This window comes from Type-A symbiont of Plautia stali, assembly GCF_059731155.1.
On sequence record NZ_AP035891.1, the window covers coordinates 2,178,332 to 2,204,380 of the forward strand.

Consider the following 26,049-nt stretch of genomic DNA (forward strand, 5'->3'; position numbering starts at 1 on the left):
AACCTGAATCGCTTGAGCCTAGTGGTAATAGTCGAATAGGCAAGCGTATCGGTATCGAGTGCAGAACGGCGTTCAGCGTAGTTGCGCTTTGTGCGATATCTCGCAGAGATGCATTTCTTATAGTAACGGCTAAAAATAATACTGCATACGCAAACAGTACATTGTATGCTTATCCAGCAGTCTGATGGGCTGTTCCACGTTTATAAGAGGTGATACTGATGATGATCTCAACGGAAAGTCTTGCTGCTCTCAACGCAACTCTGCTGATGAGCAGCCGTGAAATTGCCAGAATAACCGGCATCACGCATGGCGAAGTGAAGCGCCTGATTAAAAGCTTGGAAACCGCGCAGCGCCTTTACCAGCCTGTCACGGTGAATCATTACGAGCATGAAGGTGAGACACGTCAGGAGTTTCAGCTGAATAAACGTGACTCGCTGCTGGCGGTTGCTCGTCTTTCCCCCTGCTTTACCGCCGGACCGCTGGCAGGAGCGGGAAAAATTCACCCATCTGCCCGATTTCACCAATCCGGCGGAAGCGGCACGGCCTGGGCAGAACAGTTTGATCAACGCCGTGCGGCGGAACAGCAACTGGCGCTGACGGCCTCAAAGGCAGAATTCTTTGATCGTTTTGTTGATGTGCATGAGTCGCTGGGTTTTCGCCAGCTGTGCAAAATGCTCAAGGTGAAAGAGCCGGAGTTTCGGCAGTTTCTGCTAGAGCGCAACATTATGTACAGTGACAAAGGTGCGCTGACACCACAGCAGCACCATCTGCAGGCTGGCTATTTTGCGCTGCGCAGCGGAATGGGTGAAAACCAGCATGCTTTTTCGCAGGCACGGTTTACCGCGAAAGGTGTGAAATGGGTTGCCAGCCTGTGGGCCGGTCATGTTGCTGCACGGCCGAATGGTGTCGCCGCCTGACATTCAGCCGGTCAGGATGACCGGCTGGGTTCGCTTAGCGCTGATGGCGGCGGCGCTGTAGCCGATGGCGAAACTGCGTGACCTCTTCGCGTGACCAGCAGCGAAAGGAGAGCGGCAGGCTGTCATCAACCGCCGCCGGCAGCGGCAATTTTTCCAGCGTGCCACGATTGCACATAGCACGGGCCAGCGTGGTACAGGGGATATCAAGGTAGTGCGCCATCTGCGGCAGCGTCATCAGGGTGGTACGCATATTAACCTCCATCTGGCTTATGTTTCGCCTTCCATGGTTGAGCAGCCCTGCAGATGATTTTTTGATCCCGATCAGCCTACGCCTTAATTCAGATTAAAAATTAATCAACCCCCCCTATGGTCTGCGCCATCGCTTCGCTCACTGTGCCGCCGAAAAGTTTCGCTGAATCGGTGCAAACGCGCTGGCCCACTCCCAAGTGCCACAAGGTTCCAGCCAGCGCACCCCATTGGTCTGCGTCAGCTGCAGCCGGATATGCTCCTCCATCGCCAGCGCATTGAGGCGGTAATAGCTGGCAGGCTGTTTGCCATTCGAGTTCACCCAAGCAAATGTGGTGCTGCTGGTGCCCGCGCCCATGTGTTGCCGGTCAAAAAGGGTCACCTGCGCCTCGTGCCGCGCCAGCGCCCACGCCACGGCAAGGCCGATCACACCCGCACCAATTACCGCCACTTTTTGCGTCGTCATAGCTGTCTCCTCTGATTGCCCAACATCATAACAGTCACCGCAGCGAAAACTGGCCTGAGGGTCATAGGAATTACTTCTCAGATTATTCAATAAATAAAAAAAGCGTGACGGTGCGTTAAAGTCGCTTCGCTCGCTGGCGCACTTCCCTTACCGGGTCTACGGTTAATTGAAAAAGCACAAGAATTTAACTAACCATGGAAAGCCGCTATGACCGCCCATGTCGATACCACAGCAAGCCAGGAAAGCGATCTCCTTCAGTTGCATCACGCATTGCAGGCCCATCTTGAACATTTATTGCCTGCCGGGCAGCAGGCCGATCGCGTTCGGGCCGCCATGCGTGCCGGCACGCTGGCACCGGGCAAACGCATTCGTCCGCTCTTGCTGCTGCTGGCAGCACGCGATATGGGCTGTGACGTGGCGCAGCAGGGCATCCTTGATCTTGCCTGTGCGGTCGAAATGGTGCACGCCGCCTCACTGATTCTCGACGACATTCCGTCAATGGATAACGCCCGGATGCGACGTGGACGCCCGGCAATCCACTGTGAATATGGGGAAAACGTGGCGATCCTGGCGGCGGTCGCGCTGCTCAGCCGCGCCTTTGAGGTGATTGCACTCGCGCCGGGTCTGCCGGCAACGCACAAAGCCGAAGCCATTGCCGAGCTCTCCTCTGCCGTGGGCCTGCAGGGACTGGTCCAGGGTCAGTTCCAGGATCTGCATGACGGCGCACACAGCCGCAGTCCGGAAGCCATCACCCTGACCAACGAACTGAAAACCAGCGTCCTGTTTCGCGCCACGCTGCAGATGGCGGCGATTGCGGCCGATGCGTCAGTGCAGGTGCGTCAGCGTTTAAGCTATTTTGCCCAGGATTTAGGTCAGGCATTCCAGTTACTGGACGACCTGGCGGATGGCTCTAAACACACCGGTAAGGACTGTCATCAGGATCAGGGCAAATCCACCTTGGTGCAGATGCTGGGCCCGGAAGGGGCTGAACGTCGTCTGCGCGACCATTTAAGCAGCGCCGATGCACACCTTGCCTGCGCCTGCCATCGCGGTGTCGCCACCCGCCAATATATGCACGCCCTGTTTAATCAACAGCTGGCGATGTTTAACTGAAGCCGGTCATACCTATGGGGCATTTTGCCGTTATTGCGCCGCCGCTCTACAGCCACTTTCACGCATTGCAGGCGCTGGCGCAAACGCTGCTGGCGCGCGGACACAGCATCACTTTTATCCAGCAAAGCGACGCACGCACCTTGCTGAGCGACGAGCGTATTGCCTTTGTGGCCGTCGGCGAGCGCACGCATCCTGCCGGATCGCTCTCCAGCGAACTCAGGCGGCTGGCCGCACCGGGCGGGCTGTCGCTGTTTCGCATGATTCACGATCTGGCCAGCACTACCGATATGCTGTGCCGCGAACTGCCCGCGGTGCTGAAACGGCTGCAGGTCGATGGCGTGATTGCCGACCAAATGGAAGCGGCTGGCGGTCTGGTAGCAGAGGCGTTACAGCTGCCGTTCGTGTCGGTGGCCTGCGCACTGCCGGTCAATCGCGAAGCGGCCATTCCGCTGGCGGTAATGCCCTTTCGCTTTGCTCAGGATGAGAAAGCGCTGCAGCGCTATCAGGCCAGTAGCGACATCTACGACCGCATCATGCGTCGTCATGGCGCTGTAATCGCTTGTCATGCGCGCGCATTCGGCCTGCCCGAGCGCCATGGCTTACATCAGTGTCTGTCGCCGCTGGCGCAAATCAGTCAGCTGGTGCCCACTTTTGATTTTCCGCGTCAGCAACTGCCAGCCTGCTATCACAGCGTGGGCCCGCTGCGGACCTCTGTCGCTACGGGCGCGCTCGCCGCTCCCTGGCCAGCGCTGCGCCAGCCGGTGGTGTATGCCTCGCTTGGCACGCTACAGAGACATCGCTTTCGCCTGTTTCTGCATCTGGCCCAGGCCTGCCGCAATCAGCAGCTGTCGCTGGTGGTGGCACACTGCGGCGGGTTAACCGCCAGCCAGGCACATCAGCTCAGACTGGCCGGTGCTGCGTGGGTGACCGATTTTGTGGATCAGCGGGCGGCGCTGCAACACGCACAACTGTTTATCACCCATGCCGGACTGAACAGTGCGCTGGAAGCGCTGGAGTGTGGCACGCCGATGCTGGCGCTGCCGATCACCTTCGATCAGCCCGGCGTGGCGGCACGTATTGAGTGGCACGGCGTCGGCCGGCGCGCCTCACGTTTCAGCCGCGTCACGCAGCTGGAGCAACACCTGCAACAGTTGCTGAGTGACGATCGCTATCGTCTGCGCATGTCAGCCATTCAGGCGCAGCTGCAGCAGGCCGGTGGCTGTACGCGCGCGGCGGATATTGTCGAGCAGGCGCTGTGTCAGCAGCAAATCGTGCTGGCGGAGGCTACCTGATGCGCGCACCTTACGATGTCATTCTGGTCGGTGCCGGCCTGGCCAACGGGCTGATTGCGCTGCGTTTACGCCAGCTGCAGCCCGCACTTAAAATTTTGCTGCTGGAGAGTCAGGCGCAGCCGGCCGGCAATCATACCTGGTCGTTCCATCGCGAAGACGTAAGCGAAGCGCAGTTCCGCTGGCTCGAACCGCTGCTTTCGGCGCGCTGGCCCGGTTATCAGATACGTTTTCCCACACTGCGTCGCCAGCTTGATGGTGAATATTGCTCCATTGCCTCGGAGGATTTTGCTCAGCACTTACAGCAGGTGCTCGGTGCCGCGCTACACACTGCAGCGCCGGTCAGCGACGTCTCGCCCACCGAGGTCAGACTGGCGGATGGCGGGATGTTACAGGCGCAGGCGGTGATTGATGGACGCGGGCTGCAGCCGACACCGCATCTGCAGCTCTGCTATCAGGCATTTGTTGGTCAGGAGTGGCAGCTGGCCGCGCCACATGGCCTGCAGCAGCCAATATTAATGGACGCCAGCATCGATCAGCAGCAGGGGTATCGCTTTGTTTACACCCTGCCGCTCAGTGCCAGTCGTTTACTGATTGAAGATACCAATTACATCAACCATGCCACGCTGGATGTCGCACAGGCGCGCCGGCACATTACGGATTATGCCCACCAGCGCGGCTGGAATCTGCGCCAGCTGCTGCGCGAGGAGCACGGCTCGCTGCCGATCACGCTCAGCGGCGATATCGATCAGTTCTGGCAACAGCAGCATGGACAACCATGCAGCGGGCTGCGCGCCGGACTGTTTCACGCCACCACCGGTTACTCACTGCCTGCCGCGGTGGCGCTGGCGGAGAAGATTGCCAGCACGCTGCCCGCCGATGCCCACACGCTGAGCCACTGCATCGAATCCTTTGCCCGTCAGCACTGGCGCGAGCAGCGCTTTTTCCGTCTGTTAAATCGCATGCTGTTTCTTGCCGGACGGCCTGAACAGCGCTGGCGCGTGATGCAGCGTTTTTACCGGCTTGATGCCGGATTGATTAGCCGCTTTTACGCCGGGCAACTGCGCCTCAGCGATAAAGCACGCATTCTGTGCGGCAAACCGCCGGTCCCTCTCGGCGAAGCGCTGCGCGCATTGATGATGACCTCTCCGTTACCAGGGAAGAAATAATGAAACGCACCTATGTGATTGGCGCAGGCTTCGGTGGCCTGGCGCTGGCGATTCGTCTGCAAGCGGCCGGCGTGCCGGTCACGCTGCTGGAACAGCGCGATAAGCCTGGCGGGCGCGCCTATGTTTATCAGGAGCAGGGTTTTACCTTTGATGCCGGTCCGACGGTGATTACCGATCCCAGCACTATCGAGGCGCTGTTTACGCTGGCAGGCAAGAAACTCAGTGATTATGTCGACCTGATGCCGGTGACGCCGTTTTATCGCCTGTGCTGGGAAGACGGCAGGCAGCTGGACTACGACAACAATCAGGCGCAGCTGGAGCAGCAGATTGCCACCTTTAACCCACAGGATGTCGCCGGTTACCGCCAGTTTCTAGCCTATTCACAGGATGTGTTTCGTGAGGGCTATCTGAAACTTGGCACCGTGCCTTTTCTGCATTTCCGCGACATGCTGCGTGCCGGGCCACAGCTGGGTCGGCTGCAAGCCTGGCGCAGTGTCTACAGCATGGTGGCGAAATTTATTCAGGACGATCATCTGCGCCAAGCTTTTTCCTTTCACTCGTTGCTGGTCGGCGGTAATCCTTTTGCAACGTCTTCGATCTATACCTTAATTCACGCGCTGGAGCGCGAATGGGGCGTATGGTTTCCGCGCGGCGGTACCGGTGCGCTGGTTGATGGCATGGCGCGGCTGTTTCGCGATTTGGGCGGTGGACTACTGCTCAACGCCGAAGTCAGCCAGCTGGAGACCGAGGGTAACCGCATCAGCGGTGTACAGCTGAAGGATGGGCGCCGTTTTGCCGCCGCCGCCGTTGCGTCAAATGCTGACGTGGTGCATACCTACGATCGCCTGCTAAGCCAGCATCCTGCGGCACGTAAACGCGCGGCGACGCTGAAGCGCAAGCGGATGAGTAACTCGCTGTTTGTGCTCTATTTTGGTCTTAATCATGCACACCCGCAGCTGGCGCACCACACGGTGTGCTTTGGTCCGCGCTATCGCGAATTGATCGATGAGATCTTCAATAGCAGCCAGCTGGCGGAAGATTTCTCGCTGTATCTGCATGCGCCCTGCTCCAGCGATCCGTCGCTGGCACCGGCGGGCTGCGGCAGTTTTTACGTGCTGGCACCGGTGCCGCATCTCGGCACCGCCGCAATTGACTGGCAACAGGAAGGACCACGCTTGCGCGATCGCATTTTTGCTTATCTGGAGGAGCACTATATGCCGGGTCTGCGACAGCAGTTAGTGACACACCGTATGTTTACGCCGTTTGATTTTCGCGACACGCTGCACGCGCATCAGGGCTCAGCGTTTTCGCTCGAACCCATTTTGACGCAAAGCGCCTGGTTCCGGCCGCATAACCGCGATGCCGACATCACTAACCTTTATCTGGTGGGGGCTGGCACGCATCCCGGTGCCGGTGTGCCAGGCGTGATCGGCTCCGCGAAAGCGACCGCCCAGCTGATGGTGGAGGATCTGACCGGATGAACCAACCGCCGCTGATTGAGCAGGTCACCCAAACCATGGCGCAGGGCTCCAAAAGTTTCGCCAGCGCTACCCGGCTGTTTGACTCTCCAACGCGCCGCAGTACGCTGATGCTGTACGCTTGGTGTCGTCACTGTGACGATGTGATTGATGGTCAGACACTGGGCGAAGGCGGCACGCAGCACGCGGTGGCGGATGCACAGGCACGGATGCGCCACCTGCAAATTGAAACCCGCCGCGCCTACAGCGGTGCCCACATGGATGAACCGGCGTTTCGTGCCTTTCAGGAGGTGGCGCTGACGCATCAGCTTCCCCAGCAGCTGGCGTTTGATCATCTGGAAGGGTTTGCGATGGATGCGCGTGAAGAACGTTACGAGCGTTTCGAGGACACGCTGCGTTACTGCTATCACGTGGCGGGCGTGGTGGGGTTAATGATGGCGCGCGTGATGGGCGTGCGTGACGAGCGCGTACTCGATCATGCCTGTGATTTGGGTCTGGCGTTTCAGCTGACCAATATCGCGCGGGATATCGTCAAGGATGCGGAGAACGGCCGCTGCTATCTGCCACAAAGCTGGCTGGATGAGGCCGGACTGAGCGCCGCCCAGCTCGCCGATCCGCAACATCGCGCAGCGCTGGCCCCGCTGGCAGCGCGTCTGGTGAGCGAGGCTGAACCTTACTATCAGTCAGCGCGCAGCGGGCTGCTAGGATTACCGCTCCGCTCGGCGTGGGCTATCGCCACCGCGCGCGGCGTCTATCGGGAAATTGGCGTAAAGGTGCAGCATGCCGGTGCCCGGGCGTGGGATGCGCGCCAGCGCACCAGTAAAGGCGAAAAGCTGGCGCTGCTGGTGAAAGGTGCCGGCGTCGCGCTTACTTCGCGCCTTGCTCATCCCCAGGCGCGTCCTGCCGGTCTGTGGCAGCGTCCGCGTTGACACGACGCCCATGGCGCTGGCGCAGTGTCGCCTGCAGCTTGTGCAGCGGCGGGGCGTAAAGAAAGCCAAAGGAAACGCAGCCTTCCCGTCCCCGCACCGCATGATGCATGCGGTGCGCCATATACAACCGCTTCAGATAGCCTTTGCGCGGAATGTAGCGGAACGGCCAGCGCTGATGGACCAAGCCGTCGTGCACCATAAAATAGAGCGCGCCATAGGTCGTCATGCCAGCGCCAATCCACTGGAGCGGCCAGACACCGTTGACACCCAGCCAAATCAGGCCAATTGACAGCAGCGCAAACACCACGGCATACAGGTCGTTGAGCTCAAATTTGCTCTCATGCGGTTCATGATGCGACAAATGCCAGCCCCATCCCCAGCCATGCATAATGTATTTATGCGACAGCGCCGCGACGATCTCCATCAGTATCACGGTAGCCAGCAGGATAAGCGCATTCCATAACCAGAGCATCATTGGTCCATTTGCGAAGAGTGAGAGTATAAAGGTGGACGTGGATAGCGAAAGGCGCAAGTCCCCGGCAAAAAAACGCACCGGCATGGCAAATACCAGCAGGTCACAGACGCGCGCCACCACCGTCAGACAAGCAAAGCGGCAAGAAGGTTATCCTAGATGGCGGCTGAGTGGGTCTGCTTTACATCGATTTAACAGTTGGTTAGTATAGCCAGCGGTTCAGCGGCCCAGGCCGCTGCGTACGCGTTAACGTCAATCAACGCACCATATGCAGAGACTTTCTGCCTCATTTCTATGGTGCGCAAACATGTCCCATACCGCTTTATCTGCTGATTCTGCCCTGCGTCGTTCCGATTTTTTCCTACTGCTGCTGTTACTCACCGCCGCCAACTTACGCACGCCCATTACCGCTACCGGACCGGTACTGGAAAATATTCGCCTGACATTTGGCCTGAGCGCCAGCGCTGCCGGCGTGATTAACTTTTTACCGCTGCTGATGTTCGCCACGCTGGCACCGCCAGCCGCCTGGTTTGGCAATCGCTTTGGCCTGGAGCGCAGTCTGTGGGGGGTGTTACTCCTGATCGTCCTAGGTTCACTGCTGCGAATCAGCGGCAGCGAAACGGCACTGTGGCTGGGTACGCTGATTCTCAGCAGCGGGATCGCGGCGACCAACGTCCTGCTGCCGCCGCTGATTAAGCGAGACTATACCGCGCACACCGCGCGTTATATCGGGCTGTATGCCATGACCATGGGCATCACCGCCAGCATCGCTTCCGGCGTGGCCGTGCCGCTGGCCGAACTCAGCAGCGCCGGCTGGCGTCTGTCACTGGCGGTCTGGCTGATTCCGGCGCTGATCGCGCTGCTGCCGCAGCTGAAAAATTCCGCGACGCATGAGCGGCGCGCGACAGAAGTCACCGTAACGCGTTCGCCGTGGCGTTCCGCGATCGGCTGGCAGGTTTCGCTGTTCATGGCCAGCCAGTCGCTGCTGTTTTATACCCTGATTGGCTGGTTTACCCCGTTCGCACAGGATAATGGCATCAGTCAGCTCCAGGCGGGCGGCATGTTGTTCGTCTATCAAATCGTGGCGATCGCCTCCAATCTGGCCTGTATGCGGGCGCTGAAGCAGCTGCGCGATCAGCGTCTGATGGGGCTGCTGGCCCTCGCTGTCGATCTTCATCGCGGTGACCGGGCTGCTGCTGGCACCCGCATGGTCGCTGTGGTTGCTGATTCTGGCAGGCCTTGGTGCGGGCGCCTCGCTGCTGATCAGCCTGTCACTGTTTAATTTACGCACCCGGGACCATCGCCAGGCCTCGAAACTCTCCGGCATGGCGCAGTGCGTGGGGTACGGGCTGGCGGCGCTGGGACCGCTGTGCTTCGGCATGCTGCATGATGTCAGCGGCAGCTGGCAGATCCCGCTGCTGATGCTGTTGGCGGTAAGCGCGCTGCAAATGGCGATGGCGCTGCTGGCCGGACGCGACCGCTCTATCTGACCTCAGACCGTGACGGTGTTAAGCGCCTCCTGCCGTTCCAGTTCGCGCACGCGTGGGATAACTTCACGCCCAAAGAACTCCACCTCTTCATGGAAATGCAGAAACGCCAGCAGCAGTAAATCCACGCCAGCGCGTTTCTGCTCCATGATGCGCTCGGCAATTTGCTGCGGCGTGCCAATCAGATTGGTTTTGAAACCGTCGTTGTATTGCACCAGATCCTCAAAGGAGGATTTGGCCCAGTTGCCCTCGCCTTCCGGCGACGCGCTGCCGGCATTTTTCACCTCATGCTGGAAGCCTTTCACTGCATCCGGATTGGCTTTGGCGATGATCTCCTGCAGCACCGCCTGGGCTTCCTGTTTGCTCTCGCGGGCGATGACAAAACCATTCAGGCCGATTTTAACGGCGTGCTGATTGACGGCGGCTTTGGCGCGGATATCGTCCACCTGCTGCCGTACGCCCTGTGGCGTGTTGCCGTTGGTGAAGTACCAGTCAGACACCCGTGACGCCATGTCTCGCGCGGCGCGCGAGCTGCCGCCCTGAAAAATTTCCGGCAGCGGATCGAGCGGTTTAGGCTTGAGCGCGTAGTCGCGGAAGCGATAAAAATCCCCGGCGAAGCTGAAGCTGCTTTCACGCCAGATGCCGCGCAGGCAGCGAATAAACTCTTCCGAACGCAGATAGCGTTCTTCGTGATCGAGCCAGGGTTCACCAATCGCTTTGAACTCGCCGCGAAACCAGCCACTGACAATGTTCACCGCGATGCGCGGACCGTACAGATGGCTGATGGTGGCGATCTGCTTCGCCGCCAGCGTCGGGTTCCACGGCCCCGGCAGCAGCGCGGCAATCACTTTGAGTTTCGTAGTGTGGCTCAGCAGATCCTAGGAGAAGGTGACTGATTCGTGCTGATTATCAGCGCCATAGCCGGCGGTGAAGCGAATCTGCGTCAGGGCATAATCGAAGCCGGCGCGTTCAGCGATTTTCGCCAGTTCACGGTTGTACTCCGCGTCCCAGCGTGTGCGCTGCTCGATCTGACTGATGACTAAACCACCTGAAACATTAGCCACCCAGTAAGCAAACTGCAGCGGTTTTACCTGCGACATAGGTTTCTCCTGAGACTTTTTATAGCTGGATTAACGGAAAAATATCATCATTAATGCTTTTGGCTATAAGAAGCTATGCAGTGAGCGTGCCAGTTCTTGGCAGGGATTAAACGCCTGATTTGCGGGCTAACTGAATGAGAGGATGAAGAATGACTGTTGCGGATGTAGCAGCCGCTGTCGTCAGGCTGTTGCAATTGCAGCCGCTCCAGCGAAAATGGCGCTACTCCGCGTGCTGAAAAGCCTGCAGCGCGCTTCGGGTGGCGGCATCGTCGACGGCGGCGCTTAGCAGCGTATCAAGCAGACCGGGAAAGCGCGCGTCCAGATCGTCGCGACGCAGTGACAGCAGCTTCTCGCGGCCAGAGGGTTTTTGCCAGATTACGCCGCTGTCACGCAGTACCCGCCAGTGATGTGTTAAGGTTGATTTGGACACGCCTTTCAGCAGCGAACCGCAGCTGCGCTCCTCCCCCTCTGCCAGCAGCGCGACGACCGCCATGCGCATCGGATTGCCCAGCGCGGCCAGCACATTCTCCAGCCTGATGGCGTCGCGCGACGGATGATTTTCCAGCATTGCTTATCTCTGTAAGGGCGTAAGACAGCAAATTATCCGTGAGTCGGCGGGCAATGTATAGCGCAGTACGAGCGGTGCGCCGATCGCGCTGCGCTAATTTACGATGTCACATTGCTGCTCTATGCTTGTCAGCATCCTCCACTCTTTCTTCATCACAACATGAATGCAAATCCGATAGCGCATCCCGCTGCTTTGCGGTCCCTCCAGGCCTTGTGTCTGGTCAATTTTTTCATGGCTGACGTGCGGGATGGACTGGGCCCTTTCCTGGGGATCTTTCTTACCGAGCATGGCTGGAGAGCGGATGATATCGGCTGGGCGATGACTGCCGGCTGCTTAGCCGGCCTGCTGGCTACGCTGCCGGCGGGTCTGGCAACCGATGCCACGCACCATAAAAAAGGGCTGCTGATTCTGGCCTCACTGTTAATTACGCTGGCCACCCTGATGCTGTGGTGGTTCCCTTACGGTGGTGTGGTGGTTGGCTCGCAGGTGGTTACCGGCCTCGCGGCCGCGCTTATTGCCCCGTTACTGACCGGCGTCACCCTCGGCCTGACCGGCTCTCAGGGGTTCAGCCAGCAGATGGGTAAGAACGAGGCGTTCAATAATAGCGGCAATATGACTGCCGCGCTGTTTGCCAGGTTTGCCGTCTGGCTGTGGGGCACCGATGCGGTTTTTATCCTGATGACCGCGATGGCACTGTACGCATGTTTTGCCGTGGCAGCCATTCAGCGTAACGCTATCGATGACCGCGCGGCGGTGCTGGACATCAGGCCGCAGAGCTTCTTGGCTTCTCTGCCCTGCTGCGCAATCCGGTGCTGCTGATTACCGGCCTGACGCTGCTTCTATTTCACCTCGGCAACGCCGCGCTGTTGCCGATGCTGGGCATTCGCGCGGCGGCAACGCACAGCGGACAGCTCAGCCCGGGTGTTTACACCGCTGCAACCGTAGTGATTTCGCAATGCGTGATGATTCCCGTGGCGTTATTCGCCGCCCGAAACGCCAGCCGCCTCGGTTTCCCGCTGCTGATAACCCTCGCGCTGGTCGTGCTACCCGTGCGTGCCGGCATCGCCTCCCTGTTCGATGGCACCTATACGATGGTACCGGTACAGATTCTTGATGGTCTGGCCGCCGGGCTGCTGGGCGTGGCAGTGCCAGGCTATATCGTCAGCGTGCTTGACGGCAGCGGACACACCAATGCCGGCCAGAGTTTTGTCATGCTGATGCAGGGCGTGGGCGCGGCATGCAGCCCGGCGCTGACCGGCAGCATCGCCGCCGCCTGGTCCTATCAGGTCGCTTTCGCCGTGCTCGGCAGCATTGCCCTCGCCGCACTGATGCTCTGGAGCCTCAGCCAGCGCATCAGATGGGTTAAAAGCCGGGTGTGAGGTGACGTCTTGATTGCACCCGGCTTGAGTCGCACTTCGATAAGCCGGAAAAACGCCTAATCCGTCCGGGCGCTGGCGCGGTTAGTGAGCTGAGCTTTGGCTAGGGTGCGCGCCAGGATTGAGGAATAGAGCGGTTTACCACCAAAGAACTGCGCCGCCAGCGTCGCGCCTAGGCAGGTAATGATCATTGGCAGAATCAACTGATAGTTATTGGTCATCTCCAGCACCAGGACGATGCCGGTGAGCGGCGCGCCCATCCCGGCGACGGCAAAGGTGGCGGCTTCCAGCTGATAATGCGGGAACCAGTCGGCGCTCAGCTGACCAAAGCAGGTGCCCAGCAGCGTGCCCAGCGTCAGCATTGGCGCCAAAATGCCGCCCGGCGCGCCTGAAGAGAAGCAGCAAATGGTGACCAGCGTGCGCAGCGCAAACAGCGCCAGCACGCCATAGTGCCCGGTAGCGAAATCCGGAATCAGCGTCGTTCCGCCGCTCACCGCCTGCGGCAGCAGTAAACCCAGCACGCCGCACAGTTCGGCCAGCAGGCTACCAAACAGCACCCAGCGCCCGGTACGTCCGAGATGCAGGCGCTGAAACTGGTCCTGTGCGAGAAATATCAGCAGGTTGAACGCCACGCCGCAGCCGCCAAACAGCACACCCAGCACCAGATAGAGCCACAGCGTCTCGGTAGGCGCGTCACGTAGCTGACCGATATTAGGCTGTTTCCCTTAATCACCTGAGATATAGTAACTACCTGTTTCCACAACACATTGAACTATGGCTCGCTACGACCTTCCCGATGAAGCATGGACTATCATCCAGCCCTTATTACCTGCTGAACCAGCAACACCACGGGCCGGACGTCCATGGGCTGAACATCGTATGATCATCAACGGCATGTTCTGGGTGCTGTGTTCAGGCGCACCATGGCGCTATTTGCCTGAGCGATATGGCCCATGGAAGACCGTTTATAACCGTTTTAATCGATGGTCTAAATCGGGAGTGATTAACATTATTTTCAACAGGTTACTTTCTTCTCTTGATGCTCATGGTCTCGCTGACTGGTCCGCAACTGCGCTGGATGGCAGCAATATCCGGGCACTCAGGTGCGCCGCCGGGGCGCAAAAAAACATTCCGATATCGCCGGAGATAATGGGCTGGGTCGCTCTCGCGGTGGTTTTGGCACCAAAATCCATCTGGCGACAGACGGAAGCGGTCTGCCGTTAAATATCGTACTGAGTCCCGGTCAGGCTCACGAAAGCCAGTTTGCACAACGTCTTCTGGACGGTATTGGTGTTCAGCGCCGGAACGGCAGCATGAAGCGTCGTGGCCATGCAGTGCTGGCTGACAAAGCCTACTCCGGACAAAAGAATACCGCCGCATTGCCACACGTTACCACAAAACGGCGAGGAATTATCTGGCGATGATGAAACTGGGATGCATCCGGCTGTTTTACAAAAGGTTATGTAATTAAGGGACACAGCCTAGCCGGCCTGGGTTTTATCCCCGGCACCCGGTTACGATGGCGGGAAGTGGAAGTTTTTTAGGGCGTAAATGCAAAAACCCCGGCCAGTTGGCCGGGGTTGGTTATATGATTATTTTATTTATTTTTAATATATCTTTTTTCAAATCATCGTTAATATCTGAAGGTTCTAACTGATTTATGAGTTGCTTTATTTGGATAAAAATATGTTTCTGATCTTTTAGAACCTCTCTTTTTATCGTCGATAAAGCTGCTATGAGTTCACCATCATAATATTCTCCAGCCAGCGGATCTTCAGTCAGAACATCCAACACTCTTGGCATTAGCTGATCAACACATAGTTCCTGCCGAATGGCACGGCAAAGATCTTCTACGGCCAACTCTTCGAGAGGTATATCAATGACGCATTCGAACCATAGCTCAAGTGAAGACTGTTGACTTTTCTCCTTCGTTAAGTTGATGTTTCCTATCAATTTACGGAAGGTAATCACATTCTATATCCTTGAGGGTTCCTGTTATATCGTGATCTTTCAGAGCATTTTTTATAGTGTTATCAAACATCTTGATCGCACTTTCTTGCTTCAGATTCAGCTTATCGACCCTTTCTCTTCTGATTTATTCGGATCGTTTTCTGGCGGCAGTGGTGTTCCTGTTCTAAGCTCCGAACCACCCAGCTCTTTCTTCTGCTCATCCGTCAAGTCTTTGCCGAGATTCGGGGTCAAAGCTGCATCCGGTGCATTTATCCTGAAGTAAATTCAGATAGTTACTCGTGATTTCATCGTTACTCATCAACTGGAGGGTTATTAAGTGATCCAGTTCATCAGAGGTCATCTTATCAGCAACTTCTTTAACTGCCGCACCGGCTAACCCTGCAATACCTGCCTTGGCACCTATCTCCAGTAACTGCTCTGCAACCTTGCTACGACATGGGGCAGCGATGGCACAACCTTCCGCAAAAAGCTTCAGGAAGTTATTCTCCACAATAAAAATCCCAGCCGCAGGGGCTGGGATTTTCGTTATCTAATAACAGAGCTAATTTTTATATCTGGCCTTATACGCATCTCAACTTTATTTATCATCCCCTCTGCAACAACTTCAATATAAATATAATCACCTAAATTATCCCTTCTTATACTAAATGAACTCACACCATCAATAGCGCTATGTGAAATTTCTTTATCATGTAGTTTCATTGCGTACTGAATCCAACCTTCAATAACGCTAAACGAAAAATCAATACTAAGGCCGCATTGATCTTTTGCTGTATATAAAAAGCTGACATTCTCTCTCTCAAACGAGACTGGTTCACTTTCAAAAAAAGAGAGCAACTCAATTTCATCAGGCTTATTTTCTATAAACATTACTTAGTTACCCCATTTTTCGGTATGGTCGTAATGAACTGACGAGCACCATCGCCCGTAACTTTGAAAGTACTTTCAAACATAGTAGCCTTTCCTGAAGGGCCAATAGAAGAAAGACTCTCTAATCTCAAAACTACCGTATTGATCCGTATATTTTTTTACAACATTATTTGGGACTTTTGTCGCCTGAGTAAAATGTTCAGCCAGAACTGCATGGCCATTAATATCATCAGTAATACCTAATCGTTTCATTTCCAGAGCAAGCTGATTTGTACGATCCAATGTATGACTATTACCGGTAGCTCTACCAAAAAGATAATCAAACTTTTTCGCATCAACTACAGAATTGGCGATCGTCTGCGCCGCAGTAATTACCGGAACCTTTTTACCTGGCAGTATTATCCCCGCCAGCATCCCACCCTTCGCTTCCAGCGCAAGCTGATTTCCTTCCGATGCCTGAACTACAGTATCTTTCACTGCAGACTAGGTATCGCTTTTCATCAGCGCTTTAACGTTGTCCGCAACTGCCTGATTTTTCCCGGACAGATCATTCAGCGCCTGGTTACAGTAACGGTCTTCCGCTGCACAGGTTGCCAGCGCCATGGCCGCATCGGCAACATAGTCCACGCCACCCAGTGCCGAGTCGCCTGTATCGGCCAGGCCGTTGATTATCGCGTTGGCGATAGCTGAGGTTGTCCCGTTACCGAGCTTGTTTCTGACCTGGTCTTTCAGGTATTCCGCACTCTGTCTGACGGATTCACGTGCTTTATCTCCTCTCAGCGAGTTATTATCAACCGCATTCTTCCCTGTCTGAGCGCCGGCCAGCGCACTGGCGCTACTGCCGCCGGTCACGCCGCCTGCCAGACCTGCAGCCAGGGTACTCAGTGCACTGATGATCTGCTTATCCGACTCCTGCAGGTCGCTGACCTGTTTACCCGGATACATCGAATGCATGATCAACTGCCCCATCAGCTCTCCGCTGACCGCACCGGTCGCGCCTGCTGCCGCGCTGTTGCCTGCCGCCCACGATGTTACCGCACCTACCACTGCATGAGCCATCGCTTTTGCGGCCTGATTGTCGGCGGTATATTTGTGTATCTGCTCAGCCAGATACGGTGCCGCCGCGCCGCTGGCTGCCTGCACCAGATTACCACCTGCCAAACCCTGAATCGCCGCAGTCGCCGCCTGAATCCCTTTCTGGATATCGCTGCCGGTGCCCCAGAGTGCCATGGCCTTCTTATAATCGCTGCTGTTTTCCAGCGCTTCCTGATACGCTTTCTTTTTATCCGCAGGAGCGTCGGCATCCGGCTGGTTTATGTTGTTTTTTGCCAGTTCCTTCTTACCTGCTTCCGTCGCCTCTATCTGCCCCTGCGTCCGGGCGATATCAGCAACCTGGCTGCCTATTTCACCGATCAGCTGAGCCGTCTGCAGGCGTTTCTGCTCCTTCTCTTTGTCGAAAATCGGGCTGATGCTGTCATTAGCGTGCTCGGTGTCGCGGCTAAGCGCAGCAATATCCTGCTGCTGATTTGCCTAGTCGCGCACCACTATCGTTCCCTGGGCAATGGCTGACTGCGTGGTTCCCTCCGCATGGCCACTGCCGCCTGCGCCCGCTAGCATATTGGTGGCCATGTTCCCTTTGAACTGGCTGCTGAAGTCGCCCGCCGAACTGAAGCCAATCCTCTGGTGCTGGGTTTTATAATCTGCCTGATTATGCAGGTCCGTGAAGCCCAGCGTGCCGGTATCAAGACGGTTTTTATCCCCGTCAGCTTGGCTGGCTATCACCGCACCATTGAGCTGGATGTGACTGCCAACGGTAATATCAAACCCGCCCTGGCCGGCATAAATGCCGCTTTGCTCCAGCACACTGTCGTAATTGCTGTGCATTTTATCCTGGCTGGCGTTGATATAACCGGAACCGGTCATCGAGCCAAAAGTGAAACTGCCGCCGGCACCAAAACTGGTCTGCTTCGAGTCATAGTTATCGCTATCCTGCAGACTGGTAATAGACAGGTTGCGACCAATGTCAGCAGTCACGCTGTTACCGTTGACCAGCGCGCCAGTCAGGGTGGTGTCGCGACCGCTACTGATGTCGACAGCACCGCCGCTGTCGAGGGTGGTTTCGCTCCAGACGGTGCCATTTCCCTTTTCATGGCCTTTCGCCCCGTTAACGCTGGCGAAAATACTCAGTCCCGCGCTGCCATTGCCCACGCCGAAACTTAGCCCGATACCGCCACCGCTGCTGCTGTTTTTACCGCTGGTTTGTTGCGTGCTTGCCGCGCCCGTCAGGTTGATGTCGTTCGCTGCGTGCAGTGACGTATCACCACTAGCCTTGAGCTGGCTACCGGCAATCTGCAAATCACCGCTGCTGGCACTATTGCCTTTACCGGTGGCATCAATATCAATACTGAGGTTTTTCTCGGCATTCAGCGTAGAACCGCTGACGGCGTCGGACTCCTGATGCTGCTGAGATTTTGATTTTTGAGTAGTCAGCGAAATACTGATGCCAACGCCATTGTTAGGATCGCCATTGGCCTGCGCAAGCTGACTGGCCTGGTTCGCCTGAACACCGGAAAGCACCGCTTTGGTTGCCTGTAATGCTGCCAGACGACCATCGCTCTCTTTTTTGGCGGACTGTGCGGCAGAGACAGCACTATTAACCGCCTCGGCTACTGCGCCTGAAAGCGCCAGCGTCAGTCCACTGGTGCGCTGCTCAAAACGTTCGTCGCGAGTACGAACATCGTGGCCGGGCGTGATTGCTACGCTGTCACCTTTCAGGGCCATGTTGCCGCCGGCAATCAAATCCGCCCCCTGCACCTGCAACTGCTGGCCTGCGGTGATTGAAACGTTCCCGCCGGTGCTGCCAACGGCACTGACACTCTGGCTTTGCGTCGTGCCTTTTTCCTTCAGATCGTGCAGCGACTTACTGCTGCCGATGCTGATACCAAGCCCACCGGTTCCCATCAGGCCGCTTTTTTTCGTCTCGGAGAAGCGCCTGCTCGACTCCGTGTTGGTTGCGGCAGAAATATCAACATTGTTACCGGCGCTGAGCGCCACGTTATCATCTCCCGCGACCTGCGATCCTTTTACCAGCAGATCGTGACCCGCGCTCACGGAAATATTGTTGCCACTGAGCAACGTGCCTTTTTCGTGCGTAGCGCTGTCTTCCTGAATGGTATGGGTGGTCTTCTTGCTGAACAGACCTTTTTTGGTTTTCGTCCCTTCGCGATAGTTATAATCGCTTTCGGTGGCCGTGGTGAGGTTAATATCATGCCCGGCTCGCGCGGCGATATCCTGTTTTGCCGTGATCTCACTGGCTGCGCTGTTGATGTCTTCCCTGCTGCCAGCGCGATATTACCGCCACTGCTGATTTCGCTGCCAGTTTGACGAACCTGCTCGTTGATCGTCACTTTTTTGCCGCCCCGGCTCTCGCTGTATACGCGACTCTGCTGGGCATTCAGGTTCAGATCGCGCCCCGCGCTCAGGGAAGCGTTTAAATCGGCCATCAGCTGCGCGGCCTGCGAGTTAATATCGCGACCGGCGCTCAACGCTAAATTTCCGCTGCTCTGAATGGCGCTACGCGTAGCGTTATTGCTGTCACTTTTGCTATTGCCCTGCGTCTGATGGCTACTGTTATCAAGCGTATTCAGATTGATATCATTTGCGGCGGCCAGCGTCGTATCGCTTTTTGACACCAGCGTGCTACCGCTCAGATTCAGGTCGTGACCGGCACGCGCGGTAAGACGCCACCCGCGCTTACGCTACCGTCTTGGCTGGTGGTCACCACAGCGCTGCCATTTTTGTTAAGGCGATCGGTATGCAGTGCATTGGCGGCGATATTGATATCGCCCCGCGCATCCAGCTGTAAATCACCGCCAGCAGCGAGCGTCGCGCCCGTGTTATTGATGTTGCCACCCGCGCTGAGGCTGGCATTTTTGCTGGCTGAGATACTGGCCACATCCCCTAACTGGGTATCACTGAAGCTTAACGCGGGCGCATTTTTGATGCCGTTTAGCGCCAGGCTGTTCCACTGCTGAGCTTGCGTAACGTTATTAATGTTTCCCGTCGCCGATGCGAGCGAAACGGTTTCGGTCGAAATCGATGCACCGACATTATTAATATCGCCAATCGCGTTCAGTTGCAGATCGCCGCCCGAAGCCAGTAAACCGGCGTGCAGGTTATCCAGTGTGCTATTGCTGTTGGCTGACAGCAGCGTTTCGGCTTTGATAGTGCTACCGTCGTTATTGATCTGCCCCGCATCCAGTTTCACCGCCTGACCGGCAATCACGCTACCTGCCGCGATCTCACTGTCGCCTAGCGCCAGATAGAGTTTCGGTGCCAGCACGGTTTGACCATTAACCGTGGTTTTTTCCCACCACACAATACTCGTGGTTAGTGCCGCCACCTGTTCCGGCGAAAGGCTAACCCCCAGTTGCAGGCCCAGGCCCGCCTGTTGCCGGGCTGCGCTGTCCATCAGGTACTGCATCTGTTGCAGATCAGAGCCGGTACCACCAACATAGCGATGCCCGGTCTGGCTCAATATGGCGTTACTTACGTAGCGGGTATCGAACGCGGCATCACCGAGGAATTTATAATCCTTATCTGGTGTAAGCTGCAGACGATTCAGCAGATAGGCGGAACCGAGGAATTTATCTTTGTCGGTATAGATTGCCGCCGTTTCGACTCGTGGGCTGCTGCTCAGCGCCGGTTGCGTTACCGCTTGAGTCGATTGTTGAACTGCCCCGGAAGTCGGATTCCTGAGAAACGCATTGAGGCCATCAAACAGGCTGCCGTCGGTTTTACCGACCTCTGCCAGCTGTGGGTTAGTGGTAATCAAGTATGGACTGGCAGGATCTTTACTGGCGACAAACAGGCCGTTGTTACCGGCAGGCAGTGGATAATCAGTTAACGCCGCGCCCTGATTACCTATCTGCTGTAGTGCGCCTGTCAGCGCATCATTCCACTGTGGAGACCCGACGGCGATAGTTTGCCCGGCGGCAAGCTGCTGGTTCTGCACGCCACCCACTGATTGCAGTGGCGCAGTTCCTACGATACCCGGTTTGCTAATGGCATGCACCATACTGCCAGCGTTAGCCACTGTATCCGTATTACTCAGGTTATTCGTAACACGGGCGCTGACGTTGCCGCCAGCCTGAATCACGGCACGCAGACCTTCTCCCGTCTGGCTGGTTTCATAAACGGGTGCGCCCTGCAGGGTATAAACCACCTCGGAGCCTAGGCCGTCACGGTATGTCACGCTATGATATTGACCGTTCCGAAAATCGCTAATCACTGTAGGCGATGTATTATCAGAGCCTGTGACGCCTGTATATTTGTAGAGCAAATATTGTTTTTCAATGCTGTTCTGCCAGGACTGATTGTTGAGGTTTGTTCCCGATAAATTAATGTCCTGACCTGCCAGTAAATTACTGGCATTATTATCCAAAGAGTCAGCTGAGACGATAAGGTTTCGGTTTGCGGCAATACGCCCGGCGCCACTATTAGAGTAAGCACTGATGACTGTAGATCCCACAAGAAATTGGCGCGATGCAGCATCGATTTTTGGTGCCAGACTGGTGAACGGAACTGTTATTATCCCTCCGTTTCCATTACCGCGGCTGCCACCTATCACCTCGTGTTCCGTGCCTTTATAGATGCCAATTTCATCATCATTCAGCTGACCGAGTTTCATCTTGATAGTAGCTTGTCCAAGACCCGCAGGCGCATCGGTCGCTGCCTGGTAGGAAATCGAATGACTAATCCCCTCACGCTGATTCAGCAGATGCCCGGTACGGATGGTGATATCTCCGAGCGAGGTTTCAATGTTGCCTGAGGTATTAATAACTCCATCGCTGGCGTTACCCGCCGCGTCGCGCTGCAGCCACAGGTTATTATTCGCCAGGATATCGCCACGATTATTTTGAATGCTGCTGGCCAGCAGTTGCATATTATTCCCGGCATACAGCAGCGCACTGTTTTCTATCCGGCTGCCTGCCATCATCAGCAAATTCCCTGCTGTCCCGACGAATCCATAATTTACTAACTGGCCGCGACTGGTGAGACGCATATCCCCGCCGGCCTGTACGCTTCCGCTATCATTAAGCGTCATGTTGCTGACATCTACGTTCAACGCACCGCTGCCGCTGCGTAGCTGACCATTATTGATGAAATTATTGCTGCTGAGTTGCAGGCTATTGCCCTGCAACGTCCCCAGAACGGTGAGATCGCCTTGCGTACTGAAATTCAGCGCTTTACCCGCTGCCAGCGTGCCGCTCTGCGTGACCCCCGATCCCAGTTGCAGGGTCATATTGCCCAGCGCCAGCAGGCTGCCGGCCGCATTTAGCACCGGCGTATTGAGGGTCAGATCGCCTGCGCTATAGAGTTTGCCGGTTGCCTGGTTATCAGCATTCTGTAAGGTCAGGGCCAGCGCACGGCTGGCGAATACGCTACCGCTGTTGTGCAACACACCGCCGCGCACCTGTAAATTATCGCCCTGCAGCTGTCCCTGATTGGTCATCTGGCTGGCATTCACCAGGCTATCACCCAGACCGGTAAAAGTCCCGCTGTTCACCAGGTTGTTACCACTGTAAGCCAGCCCCTGCGCCTGCACCCGGCCGCTATTCAATACCGTCGGTGCCGACAGCGTCAATGGACCACCGGTAAGCAATCTTCCCGGGTTATTCAGGCTGTCGCTTAGTGTTATTGGCGTAATGCCATCGCCCTGAATCTGTCCCTGGTTCAGTAAAGATTGCGCGTTGAGTTGCAGAGCACCCTGGCTGCGCAGGACCCCGCCCTGATTCGCAATAGCCTGTTCAACGTTGCCGTTCAGGTTCTGCTGGGCATACAGCTGACCACGGTTAGTCAGGTTGCCGCTGTTTATCACCAGATTTTTGGCTTCGATATCACCGGCATTATCAATCGAGGCCGCTTTCAGGGTGCTGGTTCCCGCGCTCAGCAAAGCACCGCCTTTTAGCTGCTGCAACTGTCCGCTGAGGTTGGCCGTCAGCTCGTCTGTTGCTGTAGCACTTCCCTGATTAAGTAACGAATTTTCCTGCAGCTGCAGATTTTTTGCCGACCATTTACCTTCATTGTTAAGGCTCGCCGCCTGGATGGCCGCCAGACCACTGGAAACGATATTACCCTGCGCCAGCGTGTGCAGGTTGCCGGTCGCCGTAAGGCTGGTGCGCGCTGCGGACTGGATGCTGCCGTTGACATCAATCTGGCTGGCACGGGCATCAATGCTGTTCGCCTGCCAGCTGCCCTGCTGGTTAATACGTTGCGCATTCACGTTCAACGCGCCCTGAGTCAGTAACCGGCCCGACTGGGCATCGGTAAGATCCTGCTGTAATTGCAACACCAGGGATTTCAAACCGATCAGATTGCCGCTGTTGCTTACACTGTCCGCCTGAATCGCCAGCGTATCGCCCTGCACCTGCACCTGCCCCTGATTACGCAACTGCGAGCCTGTCAGCGAAAGTTGTTCACCACTCAACAGCTTGCCACTGTTATTAAGCTCGCGGCTTTGCCGCGTAGCGGCGCTGTCCGACAGCAGGCTACCTGCGTTGTCCAGCGTCTGCTGCAACGCAACATCAAGCCCTTTGCTGCCGAGGGCGATACCGCTGTTATTCAGCGTATTGCCGCGCAGTTGCAGTGAGCTGCCCTGCAAACGTCCGGCATTTTGTATGCTTTCAGCGCACCGCCTGACAGAATTTGCCCGGATTGCAGGTTATTGAGCGCATCGCTCCGCAGCGTGACCGATTGATTGCCCTGCATCAGCCCACTGTTAGTCAGTTGTTCGGTATCAAGTTCGAGGGTTTGTCCACTGAGGTTACCTGCGTTGCTCAGCGCGGAAGCATTCAGCGTCAACGCATCTGAGGCCAGCAGTGAACCAGCAAGCGTGTTATCGAGCGTGTTTTTCATGCTGATATCCAGCGTACGTGCAGAGGTTTGCCCCTGGTTGCGCCACGCATCGCTGCGGATCGCCATCGCGCCCTGCGCAAGAGTGCCCTGCTGCTGTAATGAGCCAGTGGTCAGGTCCAGACGATTATTCGCGCTCAGCGCACCCGCGTTATTGATAATGCCAGCGGCAATGGTCAGATCCTGCGCGCCGGTCTGCGCCCGGTTGTTTAGCGTACCCGCCTGCAAAGTCAGCTGGCCGGGTGTAAACCACTGGCCTGCCAGATCGGCCTGATCGGCAACGTTGAGCGCGATGGCGCTTTTGCCCTGAGTGCGCGCGTTGTCACCACTGCTCAACAGTTGTGAATTCAGTGTCAGCGCCTAGTCGGCGGAAAGCGTGCCATTCAGCTCAGTATTTTGAGCATTGAGCTAAATGTTTTGCGCACTGGTCTGTAACGAACCTGCGCGGGTCGTTAGTTTTTCAGTCTGGAAATCGAGGTTGTGCTTCGCGCTCAGCGTTCCACCGAGGTTAGCCTGGCTGGAGTGCACCCGCAGAGCGCCGTCTGTCAGGGTGTTACTGCCATCGCCAGCGGTAAACTGATCCGCATTCAGCGTTAAGTCGCCCTGCGCGCCCAGCAGACCGTTGTTATCCAGCTGGCCGACATCCAGCAGCTGCCCGGCGCCAGATTGTGCCGTACCGTTATTTGTTAATACGCGGCCAGAAAGCGTTTGCTGGCCGAGCGATTGCAGCAGACCCGCGTTAGTCAGGTGATCAAAACTGAAGTGCGTATTACCATTTGCCGCCAGCGTACCGCTATTGACGAAGTCAGTTGCACTGAAAGCCAGCTCGCGTCCGGCAATCAGCGTGCCAGCCCACTGGCTTTGATCATTAACCTGTAACGCAATGTCGTTACCGGCGGATAGCTTGCCCTCACTGAGAGCGTTGAGACGATCTGCACGTAAGATGACATTGCCACCCGTACGGCTTTGTCCATCCAGCTGCTGCTGTGCGCTGGTCAGGCGAAGGTCTTGCTGAGCTGTGAGCATTCCGGTTTTGCTCAGGTGCAAGGAACCACCGCTCAGCTGAACATTGTCTCCGTCCAGCTGACCACTAATCACAGCCTGCTGGCTGGCCGTCAGTGAGACGTCGCCGTCACTGTGCAGCCTGCCCGTGCTGCCAAGCGTGAGGGTATCGCCGTTTAACATCAGGCTACCGCCGCCGGCGATCTCGCCTTGCAGCATTTGCTGACGGGCGCTGAGATTAATATTGCGCTGGCTGCTGAGCCGGGTGTCTGCTGCGGTTTGCAACGAGGTGCTGCGTAGCGTCAGGCCGTTTTTACCGCTTACAGAACCGTTCAGGGTGAAATCGCCACCCGCTAAATCCAGCTCTTCACCGGCGAGTAAAGTCCCCGTTGCGCCATTCAGCGCCTGCTGCGTGGCACTGATATGCAGCGCACGCGAAGACCCAATCAATCCCTGATTGTCCAGCGATGCGGTGTTGAGCGTTTGCCCGCCTGCCGACTGTAAGCGTCCCTGGTTGTGTAAGGTGTTTGCCGTAATAGTCTGGTTTTTCTGCGCCTGAATCAGGCCGTTATTCATCAGCATCTGCGCCGTCACACTGATATCACCGTTGGCAGCAACGGTGCTGTTTTGATCTGCCGTGACGTCGGTTGCCGCCAGGCGCAGATTACCGCCGCTGGACAGTTTATTGTTACGGAGCTGCACATTTCCCTAGCTGTTCAGCGCTACGTCACCGGTCGCCTGTTGCGTCCCCTGCAGCTGCATATCGCGGGCATTCGCGAGCAGCTTGCCGCTGGCGCTGGCATTCCCCAGTGCCAAGGTGCCATTCGCATTTAACGTGATATCGCCCTGATTGGCCAGCAGGTTACCAATGTTGACCCCGACGCCTTTGTCGCTCGACACCAGATGAATCCGGTTAGCGTACATGCCGCCAAGCGCACTGGTATCGACCGCCACTGACGGCACTGGCCCTTCTCCGGCGATTGGCGTAACCGAGCCGTCCTGCGCAACGCGGTTAGCACCCGCAGTGATAGCGAGATCGTTGGCATGAATATCCGCATTAATTTTGGTGGCGCGCGCAATGAGCGATACCGCATCAGCACGGCTGCCGTCCAGCACTTTGCCCTCAACCGTCACGTCGCCTTTGGTGACTTCAAGCGCGGCAAGATTGCCGCTGGCATCCAGCTGCGGTTTTCCGGTGGTGAGCGTCACGTTGGGCGTATTAATAAAGCCACAGCCGTTACAGGTAATGCCGTAAGGGTTGGCCACGATCACATTCGCGGCTTTACCCGCAACTTCGGTATAGCCCTGCAACTGCGAACGATTAGCTCCCACCACTTCATTGATAATCGCCGGGCTTCGTGCCCGGCTTGCAGGTTAGGGTTGTTCTGGATCAGTCCGCCCAGTTGGGTCTGAGTAAGTTGCCCGCTGGCATTATTGAGAATCAGCCCCTGCTGACCGACGTTGTACTGCTGGTACTGGTTATGGGAGATACCTGCCTGATTCGGTGTGGCGATATTGACTACCGGCACGCCGTTACCCGCGGCATCCATGCGCGTGCCCGGCGTAACCGGGGTAATTTCCGCGGCCACAACCGGCAGCAGTGGCTGTACCGCCACCAGATAACAAATGAAGTAGCTCAGCGCGCGACGAAACGGGGAAACCGGTTGACGATCATCCATAAT

The 26,049-nt window shown here is 56.6% G+C and carries 15 protein-coding genes and 9 pseudogenes; 9 read left to right on the plus strand and 15 right to left on the minus strand.

From position 1 onward, the window contains the following. The first annotated feature begins 218 nt into the window (after positions 1 to 218). A pseudogene (locus AC6I8M_RS11745) lies at positions 219 to 917 on the plus strand (phage antirepressor KilAC domain-containing protein). Positions 918 to 951: 34 nt separating this feature from the next. Here AC6I8M_RS11745 and AC6I8M_RS11750 read toward each other — a convergent pair. Both AC6I8M_RS11750 and AC6I8M_RS11755 read right to left on the minus strand, forming a co-directional pair. Beyond that, positions 952 to 1,167 (minus strand): hypothetical protein, encoded by a 216-nt coding sequence (locus tag AC6I8M_RS11750; protein WP_022547230.1) that lies wholly within the window; start codon positions 1,165 to 1,167, stop codon positions 952 to 954. Positions 1,168 to 1,305: 138 nt separating this feature from the next. Beyond that, positions 1,306 to 1,629, minus strand: a complete 324-nt coding sequence (locus AC6I8M_RS11755) for an FAD-dependent oxidoreductase (RefSeq protein WP_010615655.1) — start codon at positions 1,627 to 1,629, stop codon at positions 1,306 to 1,308. A gap of 207 nt (positions 1,630 to 1,836) precedes the next feature. Between AC6I8M_RS11755 and AC6I8M_RS11760 the strand changes: the two genes are divergently transcribed. From AC6I8M_RS11760 to crtB, 5 genes are read left to right on the plus strand one after another with little or no spacing between them, the layout of a single operon-like run. Continuing rightward, positions 1,837 to 2,742, plus strand: coding sequence for a polyprenyl synthetase family protein (locus AC6I8M_RS11760; protein WP_022547229.1), 906 nt, complete (start codon positions 1,837 to 1,839; stop codon positions 2,740 to 2,742). A gap of 14 nt (positions 2,743 to 2,756) precedes the next feature. After that, complete coding sequence (locus AC6I8M_RS11765) at positions 2,757 to 4,034, plus strand: glycosyltransferase (protein WP_010615652.1); 1,278 nt, start codon at positions 2,757 to 2,759, stop codon at positions 4,032 to 4,034. After that, the gene (crtY, locus tag AC6I8M_RS11770) at positions 4,034 to 5,200 is read left to right on the plus strand and encodes a lycopene beta-cyclase CrtY (RefSeq protein ID WP_010615651.1); all 1,167 of its coding nucleotides are present in this window, start codon (positions 4,034 to 4,036) and stop codon (positions 5,198 to 5,200) included. Before AC6I8M_RS11765 ends, crtY begins: the two co-directional genes overlap by 1 nt. Then, the gene (locus tag AC6I8M_RS11775; protein WP_058948748.1) at positions 5,200 to 6,681 is read left to right on the plus strand and encodes a phytoene desaturase; all 1,482 of its coding nucleotides are present in this window, start codon (positions 5,200 to 5,202) and stop codon (positions 6,679 to 6,681) included. The genes crtY and AC6I8M_RS11775 overlap by 1 nt, the downstream gene beginning before the upstream one ends. Next, positions 6,678 to 7,607, plus strand: a complete 930-nt coding sequence (gene crtB, locus AC6I8M_RS11780) for a 15-cis-phytoene synthase CrtB (protein WP_010615649.1) — start codon at positions 6,678 to 6,680, stop codon at positions 7,605 to 7,607. Before AC6I8M_RS11775 ends, crtB begins: the two co-directional genes overlap by 4 nt. Here crtB and AC6I8M_RS11785 read toward each other — a convergent pair. Then, positions 7,546 to 8,079, minus strand: coding sequence for a sterol desaturase family protein (locus tag AC6I8M_RS11785; protein ID WP_022547228.1), 534 nt, complete (start codon positions 8,077 to 8,079; stop codon positions 7,546 to 7,548). The two genes, crtB and AC6I8M_RS11785, sit on opposite strands and share 62 nt — an antisense overlap. Before the next feature lie 307 nt (positions 8,080 to 8,386). Between AC6I8M_RS11785 and AC6I8M_RS11790 the strand changes: the two are divergent. Next, positions 8,387 to 9,569: pseudogene (locus AC6I8M_RS11790) on the plus strand (CynX/NimT family MFS transporter). Between the two features lie 2 nt (positions 9,570 to 9,571). Here AC6I8M_RS11790 and sfnG read toward each other — a convergent pair. Together sfnG and AC6I8M_RS11800 are read right to left on the minus strand one after the other, a co-directional pair. Then, positions 9,572 to 10,666 (minus strand): annotated as a pseudogene (sfnG, locus tag AC6I8M_RS11795) (dimethylsulfone monooxygenase SfnG). A gap of 220 nt (positions 10,667 to 10,886) precedes the next feature. Beyond that, a complete protein-coding gene (locus AC6I8M_RS11800; protein ID WP_010615647.1) occupies positions 10,887 to 11,234 on the minus strand; it encodes an ArsR/SmtB family transcription factor in 348 nt (115 codons plus the stop codon). A 159-nt stretch (positions 11,235 to 11,393) separates the two neighbouring features. Here AC6I8M_RS11800 and AC6I8M_RS11805 point away from each other — a divergent pair. Further along, positions 11,394 to 12,613 (plus strand): annotated as a pseudogene (locus AC6I8M_RS11805) (MFS transporter). Between the two features lie 56 nt (positions 12,614 to 12,669). On the opposite strand, the pseudogene AC6I8M_RS11810 reads toward AC6I8M_RS11805, so the two are convergent. After that, a pseudogene (locus AC6I8M_RS11810) lies at positions 12,670 to 13,323 on the minus strand (chloride channel protein); the annotation flags it as partial. A gap of 61 nt (positions 13,324 to 13,384) precedes the next feature. Between AC6I8M_RS11810 and AC6I8M_RS11815 the strand changes: the two are divergent. Beyond that, positions 13,385 to 14,081 (plus strand): annotated as a pseudogene (locus tag AC6I8M_RS11815) (IS5 family transposase). A 113-nt stretch (positions 14,082 to 14,194) separates the two neighbouring features. Here the strand turns inward: AC6I8M_RS11815 and AC6I8M_RS11820 are convergent. The 9 genes and pseudogenes from AC6I8M_RS11820 to AC6I8M_RS11860 all read right to left on the minus strand — a co-directional run. Continuing rightward, positions 14,195 to 14,581, minus strand: a complete 387-nt coding sequence (locus tag AC6I8M_RS11820; RefSeq protein WP_058948857.1) for a contact-dependent growth inhibition system immunity protein — start codon at positions 14,579 to 14,581, stop codon at positions 14,195 to 14,197. A gap of 196 nt (positions 14,582 to 14,777) precedes the next feature. Next, positions 14,778 to 15,071 carry a hypothetical protein gene (locus AC6I8M_RS11825; RefSeq protein WP_010617422.1) on the minus strand — a complete coding sequence of 98 codons (294 nt, stop codon included), beginning with the start codon at positions 15,069 to 15,071 and terminating at the stop codon, positions 14,778 to 14,780. Between the two features lie 35 nt (positions 15,072 to 15,106). Continuing rightward, a complete protein-coding gene (locus AC6I8M_RS11830) occupies positions 15,107 to 15,451 on the minus strand; it encodes a hypothetical protein (protein ID WP_010617423.1) in 345 nt (114 codons plus the stop codon). Between the two features lie 75 nt (positions 15,452 to 15,526). Beyond that, positions 15,527 to 15,928 carry a hypothetical protein gene (locus tag AC6I8M_RS11835; RefSeq protein WP_153005949.1) on the minus strand — a complete coding sequence of 134 codons (402 nt, stop codon included), beginning with the start codon at positions 15,926 to 15,928 and terminating at the stop codon, positions 15,527 to 15,529. 336 nt (positions 15,929 to 16,264) lie between these two features. Next, positions 16,265 to 21,965: pseudogene (locus AC6I8M_RS11840) on the minus strand (hemagglutinin repeat-containing protein); the annotation flags it as partial. A 225-nt stretch (positions 21,966 to 22,190) separates the two neighbouring features. Further along, a pseudogene (locus tag AC6I8M_RS11845) lies at positions 22,191 to 22,886 on the minus strand (hypothetical protein); the annotation flags it as partial. A gap of 188 nt (positions 22,887 to 23,074) precedes the next feature. Beyond that, a complete protein-coding gene (locus AC6I8M_RS11850; RefSeq protein ID WP_010617427.1) occupies positions 23,075 to 23,701 on the minus strand; it encodes a filamentous hemagglutinin family outer membrane protein in 627 nt (208 codons plus the stop codon). 72 nt (positions 23,702 to 23,773) lie between these two features. Continuing rightward, positions 23,774 to 25,069 (minus strand): hypothetical protein, encoded by a 1,296-nt coding sequence (locus tag AC6I8M_RS11855; protein ID WP_498013390.1) that lies wholly within the window; start codon positions 25,067 to 25,069, stop codon positions 23,774 to 23,776. 27 nt (positions 25,070 to 25,096) lie between these two features. Then, positions 25,097 to 26,046, minus strand: a pseudogene (locus tag AC6I8M_RS11860) (filamentous hemagglutinin N-terminal domain-containing protein); the annotation flags it as partial. Positions 26,047 to 26,049: the final 3 nt, after the last annotated feature.

What these genes read in the sequence shown, in the direction of transcription:
- AC6I8M_RS11775 (WP_058948748.1), top strand. Translation starts at nt 5,200, where the DNA reads ATGAAACGCACCTATGTGATTGGCGCAGGCTTCGGTGGCCTGGCGCTG.
- AC6I8M_RS11750 (WP_022547230.1), bottom strand. Translation starts at nt 1,167, where the DNA reads ATGCGTACCACCCTGATGACGCTGCCGCAGATGGCGCACTACCTTGAT.
- crtB (WP_010615649.1), top strand. Translation starts at nt 6,678, where the DNA reads ATGAACCAACCGCCGCTGATTGAGCAGGTCACCCAAACCATGGCGCAG.
- AC6I8M_RS11830 (WP_010617423.1), bottom strand. Translation starts at nt 15,451, where the DNA reads ATGTTTATAGAAAATAAGCCTGATGAAATTGAGTTGCTCTCTTTTTTT.
- crtY (WP_010615651.1), top strand. Translation starts at nt 4,034, where the DNA reads ATGCGCGCACCTTACGATGTCATTCTGGTCGGTGCCGGCCTGGCCAAC.
- AC6I8M_RS11760 (WP_022547229.1), top strand. Translation starts at nt 1,837, where the DNA reads ATGACCGCCCATGTCGATACCACAGCAAGCCAGGAAAGCGATCTCCTT.
- AC6I8M_RS11785 (WP_022547228.1), bottom strand. Translation starts at nt 8,079, where the DNA reads ATGCTCTGGTTATGGAATGCGCTTATCCTGCTGGCTACCGTGATACTG.
- AC6I8M_RS11755 (WP_010615655.1), bottom strand. Translation starts at nt 1,629, where the DNA reads ATGACGACGCAAAAAGTGGCGGTAATTGGTGCGGGTGTGATCGGCCTT.
- AC6I8M_RS11765 (WP_010615652.1), top strand. Translation starts at nt 2,757, where the DNA reads ATGGGGCATTTTGCCGTTATTGCGCCGCCGCTCTACAGCCACTTTCAC.
- AC6I8M_RS11800 (WP_010615647.1), bottom strand. Translation starts at nt 11,234, where the DNA reads ATGCTGGAAAATCATCCGTCGCGCGACGCCATCAGGCTGGAGAATGTG.